Source organism: Halochromatium sp. (genome assembly GCF_046541315.1).
GTDB lineage: Bacteria > Pseudomonadota > Gammaproteobacteria > Chromatiales > Chromatiaceae > Lamprobacter.
Genome location: NZ_JBKHDN010000004.1, coordinates 1 through 12,897, shown reverse-complemented (window position 1 = coordinate 12,897; position 12,897 = coordinate 1). Strand labels below are relative to the sequence as shown.

The following is a 12,897-nucleotide window of genomic DNA, read 5'->3' as shown; positions in this document are numbered from 1 at the left end:
GGGCCTTACCCGTCCTGATGATCCTGAGCCTGATCCATGACTTTTTGCAATTCTTCCGAAGAAAAAACCCTGGATAAGCGCAGCAGAATGATGAAGTCATCTTCGATACGCGCCATGCCATAGATATAGGCGGAATTGATCTTGTTGCCAATCCTCGGCGGCGGGCTGATCGCCTCGGCGGGGATCTCCACCACCTCCTGCACCCGGTCGGCAAGGATGCCCAAGGGGGTGTTTTCCCCCTCGATCATCACATGGATGATAATGATGCAGGTCTCCACCGTCGGCGCACTGACAGTCAACTCAAAATGCTTGCGTAGATCAACGACGGGAATCACCTTACCGCGCAGGTTGATGACCCCCAGCATAAAGTCCGGCGTTCGGGGCACACGGGTCGCCTTGCGGTATTCCAGAACCTCCTGAATACCGCTGATCTCCACCCCAAAGCCCTCTTCGTCGAGCTTAAACGTCAATACCTTCAGGGTTTCCAGACTGTCTGCCGTCTCTGCATTGGAAGCAGTCATCGCCAGCCTCCTTAATAGCGCACGAAATCATCGTCGCTGAGGTCGATATCGACCCCGCTGCCGGCGGTCGCCGCAGGCGATGGGGCGCGGGGGGATTGCTTCTTGCCGCTCTCCGACGACTTGTTCTTCGAGCCGCCTTTTCCAGCCGTGGTGTTATTCCCGGAGGAAGGCTTGAAGCGGTCCTGGGTCGCCTCGCCAACCTTGAAGAAGCTGACCGTTTCGAACATGGTGTCGGCCTGAGCGGAAAGCTCCTCGGAGCTGGCGGCCATCTCCTCTGCGGCCGCGGCGCTTTGCTGGACGACTTGGTCCAACTGCTGAAGTGCCTTACTGATTTCAATAGCCCCCTTATCCTGCTCAACGGCAGCGGCGCTGATCTCCTGGACCAGGCTAGAGTTTTTCATGATGCTGGGCAGCAAGTTCGTCAGCTTTTCGCCCGCACGCTCAGAGACCTCCAGACTGCAACGGGAGTATTCGACAATCTCACTGGCTGCTTTTTGGCTACGCTCCGCCAGCTTGCGCACTTCAGCGGCGACCACGGTAAAGCCTTTACCATGCTCGCCGGCTCGTGCCGCCTCAATCGCCGCATTTAGCGCCAGCAAATTGGTTTGCCGAGCGATCTCCTCAATGATCCCGATCTTTTCCGCGATCTGCTTCATTGCCGTGACGGACTCGCTGACCGCTTCGCCAGTCGCCTTCGCCTCGATCGCCGCCTGTTGGGCGATTTGTTCGGTTTGGCGCGCATTATCGGCGGTCTGACTGATATTGGCGGTCATTTCCTCCATGGATGAGGAGATCTCTTCAAGCGAGGAGGCCTGCTCGGTGGCACCTTGAGCGATTTGCTGGCCAGTGCTGCTGATTTCCGTGCTGCCGGAGGAGACGTTACCGGATGATTCTATAATCTCGGCAACGATATCGCGGATTTTGAGGTTCATATTGCGCAGCACACCATAGAGGTCGGCATCACTGACGGCGGGATCGAAGGTGTAATTCAAATCACCCTCGCCGATGCGAGTCGCGATCTTACTGAGCAAGGAGATGCGACGAATGATCATGAAGGCGATCAGCAGGATAAATAGACCCGAGCCTCCCAGCGTGATCAACAGGATCTGGCGAGCCTCCTCGTAGCGCTGCTGGTTGCGGTTGATGGAATCCTGAACGCCGGCGTCCATTCTTTCCGTGATCTGGCGAGCCAAGACTTCGCCTTCCTGGAGCTTGCGTTCTGCCTGCTCACCTTGCAATAGATAGGCCCTGCGGTTCTGCTCTTGAACCTCCTCCAAGCTAGCGCCGGTATCCACCGTTAAGCTAGCCATCTCCAGTATTTCCTGTTCGATTTTTTGGTAATCTTCGAGCTGTTCGCGAAAAGCATTTACCAGCCGCTGAGTCTCCTCATCGGCCAGACGACCAAGCGCGAGCAGAGCGGTCTCGATTTCGGCGCCGGCTTCCTGTATCCGTTGGGCAAACTGAGCCTTGTTTTCCTGGGAACGCGCCAGGATATACTTGTAGGTTAGCCGGTCTAACTCCAGAAAACTGGAGAGTATCCGATTGCTGAGACTGCGCTGCTGAATAGGGATATCAATAATCTCAGCCAAGCGCTCGTTAGCGCGATCCAATGCTTGCAAGCTGACAAAATTGCTGAACACCATCAGGGCGATCAGCAATGCAAAACCAACGTACAGCAGGGTTTTCAATTTTATGCGGTTCATCATCATTCCTATTGTCAAACTCTTGACTATTGGTCGTTTTCTTGTAGAAGCTCAGCAACATCCAGAATCATCGCAATCTCGCCATTACCCATGACAGTGGCACCCATCACCCCGGAGGTTTTGCGATAGAGCGGGCCAAGATTTTTGATGACGGTCTGGAATTGGCCGACAACCTGATCCACGGTAATGGCGCCTATGTGGTCGCCGGAGCGGAGAATCACCGTTTGTTCGATTGGCGGCGAGACACCCGGCAAGCGGAAAAACTCTCGTAAACGCAGACAAGGAAGGAGTTGTTGACGGTGCTTGAGCAAACGCGCTCCTTGTTCGTTGCTTAGATCCTGGCTGAGCGTTTCGATGCATTCCTCAACATTGCTCAAGGGAATGATAAAGTGGTCATCGTCGACAGCGACCATCAGACCATCAATAATGGCCAAGGTCATGGGCAAGAAGATATTCAGACGCGTGCCCTCGCCCTGCTTGCTATCGATCGTGACGCGGCCTTGCAGGCCTTCAATCGAGCTGCGCACGACATCCATGCCTACGCCTCGACCAGAAACATCGGTAATCGCCTTGGCGGTTGAAAAACCCGGTTCGAAAATCAGTTGATGAATGGCCTTTTCATCCAGGTCTTGGTCCGGTTTCACCAGTCCTTTTTCCAGTGCCTTTTCAAGCAGGCGAGCGCTATCCAGACCCCTTCCGTCGTCGCTGATAATGATATGGATCTGGCCCTGGTTATGCGAGGCAATCAACTTCAAGGTGCCTTCCTCGGGTTTGCCCTTGTCGCGGCGCATGTGCGGTGCCTCGATGCCGTGGTCGAGACTGTTTCTCAGCAGATGAACGAGAGGGTCGCCGAGACGGTCGAGAACGACTTTATCCAACTCGGTTTCCGCCCCTTCGGTGACAAAGCGCACCTTTTTACCCAAATCCTTGGAAAGATCCCGAACCAGGCGGCGAAAACGACCAAAGGTACTGCCGATCGGCAACATGCGGATATCAAAAACGGTATCACGCAAATTGGCCGCCAGCCGGTCCAGTTCCTCGGCAATGCTGGCTAGTTGTTCATCCTCGGTCCCTTGTGACCACTGGTCGAGATAGGCTTGCAGAATGACCAACTCGCCCACCTGATCCATCAGTTGATCCAGCTTGCCTTGAGGCACTTTCAGCGTCGGCTCGTTGCCTCTTTTGGCCTGAACGTCCTGCTGTTGTTTGCGTAGATAATCCTGCTCCTCGAGGGTTTGATGAATGGTCTCCGGGTCGGTCATGCCGGACTGAGTCAGCAGGTCGCCCACCCGGGGTTTTTCTTCCAGAAGGCTCTCCAGTGTGTTCCGATCCAGCACTCCACGTTGCACCAACAGGTCACCGAGACGGTAGGCCTCGTCCCAATCCAGCTCGGTTATGTCGATCGACCAGTCATCGACAACGAACATAAACACGTCATGGATGGCCTTCTCACTCCGTTCACTGGCCATCAGGACCGTCATTTGCAGGTCACAGCGTTCCGGGTCAAATGGCTGTTCTTGATGGCGCTTGCCGAGAAAAGTAGAGACATGGCAACTGCCCATGCCTTTCAACTCACGCACGATAGGGATCAAATCAAAACCATCACGAAAGCAGTCAGGGTGAGGTGTGATATCGATACGGAACAGCTGCCTTTCCGTTTTTGCCGGCGAGGATTGGGCGGCTGGAGTCGACGGCGGGGTTGGAGTGGGAAGTTGCTCGGGGAGAATGTTATGCAGCCTTTTGATCAGCACTTCGCTAATCGCCATGGATTCGGGCGTTGGCGGGCTACTCGCAAGCAAGGTCTCAATATGATCCTTGCATTCGAGGATCAGTGCGATCAGATCCTCGGCGAGGATGACCCGACCAGCGCGAACCTCCTCGAACAGGGTTTCCAAATGATGGGTAAAATAGGACAGATGATCATAGCCGACCATGCCGGCCGAGCCCTTGATGGTGTGCATGGCCCGAAAAGCCAATGCAATTTGATCGTGCGCCTTGGGATTTTCTTCCAGCAACAGTAGGGCTTCTTCCAGGTTGGCCAGATGTTCGGCCGCTTCATCCTGAAAGATTCGAATGGAATCGAGATCAAGCATCGCGGCTGTCCTGTGTTGCAGTGGATAGCAAGCTGCTCACTCCAAGCAGTTCGAAAAGCTCAGCGATGGAATCCGGCACCGGTGACAGTCTCAGGGCGCTGCCCTGTTGCTCTTTGCGTTGCTTCAGGGTGAGCAACCACTGGATTCCGGCAGCATCTATCTCATCCAGTTCGCTTAGGTTGAGATCCAGGGGATGGTTGTTTTCGATCGCCGCGGCAAAACTGGCTTCAAGATTGGCCACTTCATAAATGCTGAGCGTGGTCAGGGGCTGGCTCGTCATGCCTGCGCCCTAGGCCAGCTTATTCACTGCGGCCAGCAGGATATCCGGCTTGAAGGGTTTGACCAGCCAGGCCTTGGCCCCGACCGCCTTGCCTTCGGCCTTTTTGCCTTCTTCGGACTCGGTGGTCAACATGAGTACCGGGGTGAATTTATACTCCGGCTTGGCCTTCATGGCTTTGACAAAGCTGATACCATCCATATTGGGCATGTTGACATCACAGATCACCAGGTGCAGTTTACGGCCATCCAGTTTACTCAGGGCGTCCTTGCCATCCACTGCTTCAATGATTTGGTGCCCAGCAGCGCGCAGTGCCATGCCGACCACTTGACGCACCGATGCCGAATCATCGACGACCAGAATCGTTTTACTCATCTTCATTACCTCAGAAGAACGTTAATTCACTGGAGTTTTCTTTTTCATGAGAACGGGTGTAGGTTTGACCCGACAGGATGCTGCGCTCAAAATCGGTGCTGGCGCGATCCCGCATTCGTCGCATCAACTGGCTGGCCGCCTCCATCAGCGCTTCCCTTTGCTCAAAGGAGCTGTAACCCACGACCTCCTCCAAATCCCGCAAGGCATCGGTGAAGTGGGTCAGGATCTGGCTCAAATGATCCTGAAACTGGAGCTTGACGATGACATCGGACACCTGTTCCTCGATGTCTTTCTTCAAGCGCAGCAGGATCTGGGCATCCTCGGAAATCGACTCGATGCGCTGATTGATATTGCCCAGGGTTTTGCCGATACTGTCCTGATTGTTTTCACGGGCGTCACGCGAGGCTTCGACATTGTCTTCGGTCTGGCTCACCACCTGATCCACCTGATGATTGATCTTGGTCACCAGGGTTTTGATCTCCTTGCCGGTCGTCGAGGAATGCTTGGCGAGCGTCCGCACCTCGTTGGCGACCACGGTAAAACCGCGACCGGCCTCGCCGGCATGAGCCGCCTCGATGGTTGCATTCAGGGCCACCAGGTTGATTTGGTCAGCAATATCCTGCACCTGGTCTGAAAAATGCGCTAATTGGCCATTTTGCTCGGAGAGACTTTTGATGATCTCCAAGGTTTGGGCATCGCGCCGTGCCGAGTCATCGAGGGATGTCCAAAGCTCGTTAAAGGTTTGCACGGCGGCTTGGGTCACGTCCTTCAAGGCCTGTTCACGCTTGTGCAGCGAGGACTGATCGCCGGCGTTCAGCGTGACCTGCATTTGCTCGGCGATGGCATCAAAGCGGGCGGATAAATCGGCCACCGCTGTTTCCATCTCCTCGCGTCCGCCCGTGATGATCCGTTGCCAAAGCGGGAGCACTTCCTGCATCGAAGCCATCAGGCGTTGATAAGCGTCCTGGGAGACCTGGACCTGATGGGCCTGGGCATCTTGAGTCAGCGTCTGTTGTTGCTGCGAATGATCAAGCTGCCGGCAGGTCTTGCGATACCGTTGCCAGCCTCGGGCGAGCAGCGCGAAACAGACAAGACTGGCGATGAACAAGGCGGCCGCGAACAGCCAATCGCGGAACCAGGCCACCGCAAACAGGCCGCCCAGGAAGACACCGGCAACCAAGGCCGTCAGCAACAAGAAAAGCGTTTTTCGGACCAGATATTCACTCGCGATCATTTTGGCTGTTCTCAAGAAGTCATCGCCTATCGTTGATTAAAATAATGCAGCCGTGGGTTTGGGTTCGCGTAGGCGTTCCGACCCCCTTTCAAGAATCGGCTCACCAGAACAACGAATCAGTGCCTGACGCCAGTTTAAGGGCAAATACCAAGGGAGGTCGGAACGCCTACGGGTTCGTCCTGGTCTTCTTGTGCGTCCCAGCCGGCCTTGATCTCAAGAATCTGCGGCAAAATCCGCTCGAATCGCTCGACCAGGCGTGGCTCGAAATGACTGCCACTGCCAGCGGAGAGTGCCTCCAGCGCCTGCTCGACCGGCCAGGCGTCTTTGTAGGGGCGGTGCATGGTCAGCGCATCGAAGACATCTGCCAGTGCCACGATGCGCGCGGATTCGGGAATCGCCGTGCCCGCCAGACCATCGGGATAACCACTGCCATCCCAGCGTTCGTGGTGACGTAGCGCGATTTCGGCGGCGAGGCGAAACACCGGCGCCTGGCTTTGGGAGAGGATTTCATAGCCAATGCGGGTGTGGGACTGCATGATCGCCCACTCCGCCGCATCGAGCTTGGCGGGCTTACGCAAAATCTCGCTGGGAATGCCGATCTTACCCATGTCGTGCATGGGCGCGGCCTGTTCCAGTCGCTCGCAGTCTTCCGATGTCCAGCCACAGGCCGCCGCCAGCGCCTTGGTATAGTTGGCCATGCGCCAGATATGCATGCCGGTATCGGTGTCATTGTAATGACCGGCAACGCCAAGCATGGAAAGCGCGTCGCAATAGCTCTGTTTCAACAGCGAGGATTTCACCAGCGACAGATGGGTCTTGACGCGCGCCCTGACGATTGATGGCGAGAGCGGCTTGACAATGTAATCCACTGCCCCCGCCGCAAAGCCCTCTTCCTCGTTGCCCACATCGGACATGCCAGTGACGAAAATCACCGGTATCGACTCGGTTTCCGGATCGCGCATCAGCCGCCGGCAGACGCTATAGCCATCCAGATCGGGCATCCGGATATCGAGCAGAATCAGTGCGGGATGGCAGCGCTCGATTGCTGTTAGCGCCTCGTGGCCATTGTGCGCGAACAGCAGCCGATAATGATCGCCGAGGATCTGACGCATGGCGGCGAGACTTTGCGGTTCATCGTCGACGATCAGAATCGATGTTGCCGGTTGGTTCATGCCCCATCCTCCAGATCGATCTGAAGCCGATTGGCCAGTGCCCTTAGCGCCACGTCGCCGGCGGCGGCATCGAGTCGTTCGACAGCCTCCTGCAGGGCCGTGAGCTGTGCGACCGGCAGATGCCGGGCGAGCTGATTCAGGGGTTCCTCGGCACCAATCGGATCGAAATCGCGAAAGGCGTTGGCGGCGGCGCGGATCAAGGGCGCGAGATCGGGCCGCTCTTGAACCTGGGGGATCGCTGCCGGGGCGACGGCAGGGGGTTCGGCGGCGTAATCGGCAATCGAGGTCAGCGCGATCTCGAGCGCTCGCTGCAAGTCCAGTGCCGCCGTTTCCAGCTGCTCGGTTGCCTCAGGAATGGCGCTGACCTGTTCGAGCTTGGCGGCACAGTCGGCAACCTGATCAATGCCGAGATTGCCCGCCGCGGCCTTGAGCTTGTGCGCGAGTCGTCCGGCCTCCTCGGCGCTGGCGGCGTGAATCCGCGTCCCGATATCTCGATATTCTAGCATGAACCGGCGCAGATAGCGCTGATAGATCTCAGCGTCTTTCCAGATCGCCAGCGCCCGATCAAGCGCCAGCCCGGGCGGATGCTCGGCGCTGGGGATCGATGCGGCGGGTGGGGGCGCCGCCACTGGGCCGGTCACGGCGTCACTGCGGTGCTCGCCTGTCAGGCGCAGAATCATCGTGACCGCCTCCTCGACCGCGAACGGCTTGGAGAGGAAGGCATCCATCCCCGCCTGCTCCGCCTCGATCTCCTGGGCGCGCATGGCGCCAGCGGTGAGTGCAATCACCGGCAGATGCGCCAGGCGCTGATCCTGGCGCATCCGGCGGGTCGCCTCGTGGCCGTCCATCACCGGCATCTGCACATCCATCAACACCAGATCGATCGTCCGCGGATGGGCCAACAACCAGTCGAGCGCCTGCTGGCCATCGTTCGCCAGACACACCTGCGCCCCCTCCTTGGCCAAGATCTGGCGCGCCACCTCGCGGTTGATCTCGCTGTCATCGACAATCAGCAGACGCACACCGACCAGCCGCCGCGTTTGCCCAACCGGCGGCGCTGGCGCGACCGGCTCGCCCAGGCGGCAGTTGCGCGCCCGCACCACCGCGTCGTACAGCGGCGATGGCGTCAAGGGTTTGCCGAGCACCGCCTCGACCAGGCTCGCGTCCAAACCTGCCCGAACCTGGTTGACCGGCTCGGCCGTCAGCACCATCAGCAACGGCCAGCGCGCAGCGGGCAGCGCGGCGTGAATGGCCCGCGCGGTGGCTTGCGCCTCGGCACCCGCGTCCTGCCAGTCGAATAGCACCACGGCCTGCGGCCCTTGCAAGCTGGGGTCGTCCAACAGCTGCTGGAGCGCCACCGCGCCCGAATCCGTGGCGCGTCCCGACCACCCCAGGGCGGCGACGGTCGCCAACAATCCAGCGCGCACGCTCGGCTCGTCCTCGACCACCAAAACCTGCATGGGCACCGCTGGACGCATCGACGGCGTATCCTGGATCAGCCGCTCGAACGGCAGCTCGAACCAGAAGGTGCTGCCCTCGCCAACCCGGCTGCTGAGGTCCATGCGCCCACCCATCAGCTCCACCAGCCGCCGCGAGATCGCCAACCCCAGCCCGGAACCGCCAAAGTGGCGCGTGGTGGACGCATCCGCCTGGGAAAACGGCTGAAACAGCCGCGCCTTGGTCGCCTCGGCAATGCCGATGCCGGTATCCTTGACCACGAATCGCAACCAGAGCTGGGTGGCGCTGGTCTCGATCGGCTCGATGCGGACCTCGACCAGGCCGGTCTCGGTGAACTTGATGGCATTGCTGGTGAGGTTGATCAAGATCTGCCCCAGCCGCAGCGGATCGCCAAGCAGTGGCCAATCGCTGCACGGCGGCGGGGCAATCACCAGCTCCAGTGCCTTGCGTTCGGCGGTGGCGGCCATGATGGTCGCCAGATTGTCGAGCACGGCCGTGAGCTGGAAGGGAATCTGTTCCAGGTCGATCTTGCCCGACTCGATTTTGGACAGATCCAGGATGTCGTTGATGATCCCCAGCAGACTCTGGCCGGAGCGCTGGATCTTCGCCGCCAGCTCCTGCGCCTCCTGGGGCAGCTGTTGGCGCTCCAGCAGATACGCCAGCCCCATGATCGCGTTCATCGGGGTGCGAATCTCGTGGCTCATGTTGGCGAGAAAGCGGCTTTTATCCAGCGTCGCCTGCTCGGCCTGTTCCTTGGCCTGGATCAGCTTCTGCTCGACATCCTTCAACGGGGTGATATCGATGTGGGTGCCAGCCACCCACAGGGGTTGATCCTTGGCATCGCGACAGACCAGCTTGCCGCGCACCAGCACCCAAACCCAACGCTCGTCACGGTGGCGCATCCGCACCTCGCACTCGTAGTAATCGAGTTCGCGGGCGAGGTGGCGCTCGATCAGCGTCTTGGCGTCTCGCCAGTCGTCAGGATGCACAAAGCGCAGCCAGGTGTTGAAATCCACCGGCGCAAGCGCTTCCCGGCGATAGCCGATGATTTCCGCCCAGCGCTCGTTGAGACGGAGCTCTCCGGTCTGAACATTCCATTCCCAGGTGCCGGCGCGGGTGCCCTCAAGAATGTTGGCCAGGCGCTGGCGCTCGTCGGTCAGGGCGCGGGTGCGTGCCGCGACCAGCTCCTGTAAATGATGGCGGTGTTGTTGAAGCTCCTGCTCGACCTGCTTGAGGGTCGTGATATCGCGCGCGATGCCGAGCACGCCGATCATCCGCCCGCGCGCGTCATACACGGGTGCCTTGATGGTCTGCAACAGCGCCGAATGACCATCGTCGGCGAAAACCAGTTGCTCCTCGCTCGTGGTCGTCTGGCCGCTGGCGATGACCGCCTGGTGGTGGGCGCGAAAATCGTCCGCCGTCTTGGGTTCGACAAAATCGGCGGCGGTCTTGCCGATGATCTCGGCCGCGGGCGCGCCGAACGCCTGCTCCAGGCGTCGATTGCACAGCATATAGCGACCATCGAGATCCTTCAGCCAGACCAGATCGGGAATGGTCTGCAGGAGGATGCGCAGGCGTCCCTCGCTTTCGCGCAGTGCCGCGTTGGCGTGCTCGAGATCCCGGGTACGGGCGGCAAGCTGGCGGCGCAGTCGAGCGCTCCAGAGCCACCCCAGGGTGTCTGAAAACAAAGCCGAGTACCCTTGGCTGCGAGAGACGATGTGCAAGCATGTGCGCCTTCCATGTCGAATTTTGACTGCATCATGCAAAGGATATAGGCATCGAACAGGCCAACAACCCCAAGGATGGGTGATTCATATCACCCATTAGGGTGAATCGTCCTTCCTCCTGCCCTTGATCATTTTGTGCTCGACGGCGTAGCGAATAAGCTCGGCCTTGTTGTGCAATCCGAGCTTGCGCAACAGGTTACGGTGATGCGTTCTGACCGTTTCTACGGAGATGAACAGACGCCTTGCGATCTCGGGCGCTGTGAGTCCCTCGGCGAGCAAGCCGACGATCTCGCACTGTCGGGCAGTCAGCTGCATCGCCTCTGGGCTGGGCGACGCATCCTGATCGGTGGATCGGGATATTACCACCACTTGCTGGACCAAATCGACCAAGCCCTTGGTTCGGCGCAACAAGTCGAGGCCCTCGGTGGCGAACGGCTTGAGCGGGGTGATATCGCGCACCACCGCTACCACACCGATTGGCTTGCTCGCTCGATCCCGAACCCACGAGAGGCGGAACTGTCGGTAGCGCAGCTCGCCGATGGCCGGTAGGCGCAGGATCTCCTCGGCGGAGTCGATCGCCTCGCCCCGCAAGAAGCGCAGCATTGGCGACTGACCCGGTGGACGAGGCGTGCCATCGGGATGGAACGCCTCGACAGCGCTCGCCGCCGTCTCGATCTTCACCGGAGGCTCCAAGGCCAGGCCAAAGTTCCGCCGCGCCGCTGGATTGAACAGGGTGAATCGTCCTTGCAGATCGGCAAACCAGACTTCATCCTCCATGCCGGCGAGCACCTGCAACAGCAGATCAGGCTCCTGCCGTCCGGTCCATGCGACGCGTTCGCTATCGGGCTGGCGATGGTTCGTTTTGTGATCGATCATGTCTTGAACATCCATGCTGGGCGCGACAGCGGTCGAGCCGCGCGTCGAGGGCGGGCGGCGTGCGTCAAGCAAGCGCCCAGACAGCCACGGTTGGTCAAGGTACAATCAAGCCAACCGAGACTGATGAAATTCCACACCGACCGAACCCAATGAGCGCACAGATTCTAGACGGCAAGGCGATCGCGGCCGAGGTCCGCGCCGAGGTGGCGGCCAAGGTCGCCGAGCGCCTGCGAGCAGGCCAGACCGCACCGGGGCTGGCCGTGGTGCTGGTGGGCGACAACCCGGCCTCGCGGGTCTATGTGCGCAATAAAAGCAAGGCCTGCGCCGAGGTCGGCTTCCATTCCGAGCTGCACGAGCTGCCCGCCAGCATCTCGCAGGCCGAACTGCTGGCGATGGTCGACCGGCTGAACGCCGATCCCGCCATCCACGGCATCCTGGTACAGCTGCCGCTGCCGGCGCAGATCGATCCCGAGGCGGTGATCGAACGCATCCTGCCGAGCAAGGACGTCGACGGCTTCCATCCCTACAACGTCGGGCGGCTGAGCTTGCGCATGCCGGTCCTGCGGCCCTGCACGCCCAAGGGCGTGATGACCCTGCTCGGGCGCACCGGACAGGCGCTGGAGGGTCTGGACGCGGTCGTCATCGGGCAGTCGAATATCGTCGGGCGCCCGATGGCATTGGAGCTGCTCGCCGCGCGCTGCACCATCAGCGTCTGCCATAGCCGCACCCGGGATCTGGCCGAGAAGGCGCGCGCCGCCGATCTGCTCGTGGTCGCGATCGGCCGCGAGCGCATGGTGCCGGGCGATTGGATCAAGCCCGGCGCCATCGTCATCGATGTCGGCATGAACCGGGACGCGGCCGGCAAGCTGTGCGGCGATGTCGACTTCGAGACCGCGCAACAGCGGGCGAGCTGGATCACGCCGGTGCCCGGCGGCGTGGGTCCGATGACCATCGCCAGCCTGCTCGAAAACACCTTGCAGGCGGCGGCCCTTGCCCACTTGACCGCACCGCTCGCTGACTCGCCGCGCCACTAGGCGCCCCTCTAGGCGCCCCACTAGGCGCGGCGCCAGGTCGTCCCGCCGGCGCCGTCCTCGAGCTGAATCCCCGCCGCCTGGAGCTGGTCGCGGATGCGATCGGCGGCGGCGAAATCGCGCGCCCGTCGCGCCTCGGCGCGCGCGGCGATCAGCGCCTCGATCTCGGCATCGCTCGGACCGTCCGCGCTGTCGCCGCGCAGATAGGTCTCCGCATCCTGCTCCAAGAGTCCCAGCACGGCGGCGAGCTGGCGCAATTCGGCGCCGAGTTCGGCGGCGGCCTGCCGATCCGAATCGCGCACGCGGTTGATCTCGCGCGCCAGGTCGAACAGCACCGCGAGCGCCTCGGGGGTGTTGAAATCGTCATCCATGGCGGCGGCGAAACGCGCGCGGGCCTGTTCGCGCGTCCCGCCAATCGTCCCGCCAATCG

Annotated in this window: 11 protein-coding genes; 1 reads left to right on the top strand and 10 read right to left on the bottom strand. The window is 60.2% G+C overall.

Annotation, left to right across the window (positions count from 1 at the left end; all coding sequences use genetic code 11):
* Window positions 1-5: 5 nt before the first annotated feature.
* From ACLFQI_RS00840 to ACLFQI_RS00800, 9 genes are all read right to left on the bottom strand, one after another.
* Window positions 6-521 carry a chemotaxis protein CheW gene (locus ACLFQI_RS00840; protein ID WP_410756900.1) on the bottom strand — a complete coding sequence of 172 codons (516 nt, stop codon included), beginning with the start codon at window positions 519-521 and terminating at the stop codon, window positions 6-8.
* Window positions 522-532: 11 nt separating this feature from the next.
* Window positions 533-2,224, bottom strand: a complete 1,692-nt coding sequence (locus tag ACLFQI_RS00835; RefSeq protein WP_410756899.1) for a methyl-accepting chemotaxis protein — start codon at window positions 2,222-2,224, stop codon at window positions 533-535.
* Window positions 2,225-2,250: 26 nt separating this feature from the next.
* Window positions 2,251-4,317, bottom strand: coding sequence for a chemotaxis protein CheA (locus tag ACLFQI_RS00830; protein ID WP_410756898.1), 2,067 nt, complete (start codon window positions 4,315-4,317; stop codon window positions 2,251-2,253).
* Window positions 4,310-4,597 (bottom strand): lipid asymmetry maintenance protein MlaB, encoded by a 288-nt coding sequence (locus ACLFQI_RS00825; RefSeq protein ID WP_410756897.1) that lies wholly within the window; start codon window positions 4,595-4,597, stop codon window positions 4,310-4,312. Before ACLFQI_RS00825 ends, ACLFQI_RS00830 begins: the two co-directional genes overlap by 8 nt.
* Before the next feature lie 9 nt (window positions 4,598-4,606).
* Window positions 4,607-4,969 (bottom strand): response regulator, encoded by a 363-nt coding sequence (locus ACLFQI_RS00820; RefSeq protein ID WP_410756896.1) that lies wholly within the window; start codon window positions 4,967-4,969, stop codon window positions 4,607-4,609.
* 10 nt (window positions 4,970-4,979) lie between these two features.
* Entirely contained in the window at window positions 4,980-6,203 is a 1,224-nt protein-coding gene (locus tag ACLFQI_RS00815) for a methyl-accepting chemotaxis protein (protein ID WP_410756895.1), read from the bottom strand.
* A 134-nt stretch (window positions 6,204-6,337) separates the two neighbouring features.
* The gene (locus tag ACLFQI_RS00810; RefSeq protein ID WP_410756894.1) at window positions 6,338-7,375 is read right to left on the bottom strand and encodes an HD domain-containing phosphohydrolase; all 1,038 of its coding nucleotides are present in this window, start codon (window positions 7,373-7,375) and stop codon (window positions 6,338-6,340) included.
* Window positions 7,372-10,521 carry a PAS domain S-box protein gene (locus ACLFQI_RS00805; protein ID WP_410756893.1) on the bottom strand — a complete coding sequence of 1,050 codons (3,150 nt, stop codon included), beginning with the start codon at window positions 10,519-10,521 and terminating at the stop codon, window positions 7,372-7,374. The genes ACLFQI_RS00810 and ACLFQI_RS00805 overlap by 4 nt, the downstream gene beginning before the upstream one ends.
* 135 nt (window positions 10,522-10,656) lie before the next feature.
* On the bottom strand, window positions 10,657-11,436 hold the full coding sequence (locus ACLFQI_RS00800; RefSeq protein ID WP_410756892.1) for a LuxR C-terminal-related transcriptional regulator: 780 nt from the start codon (window positions 11,434-11,436) through the stop codon (window positions 10,657-10,659).
* 149 nt (window positions 11,437-11,585) lie between these two features.
* Here ACLFQI_RS00800 and folD point away from each other — a divergent pair, with 149 nt between their 5' ends.
* The gene (gene folD, locus ACLFQI_RS00795) at window positions 11,586-12,470 is read left to right on the top strand and encodes a bifunctional methylenetetrahydrofolate dehydrogenase/methenyltetrahydrofolate cyclohydrolase FolD (protein WP_410756891.1); all 885 of its coding nucleotides are present in this window, start codon (window positions 11,586-11,588) and stop codon (window positions 12,468-12,470) included.
* 20 nt (window positions 12,471-12,490) lie between these two features.
* Here folD and ACLFQI_RS00790 read toward each other — a convergent pair.
* Window positions 12,491-12,897, bottom strand: a 407-nt coding sequence (locus tag ACLFQI_RS00790) for a DALR domain-containing protein (protein WP_410756890.1), incomplete at its 5' end; no start/stop codon positions are given.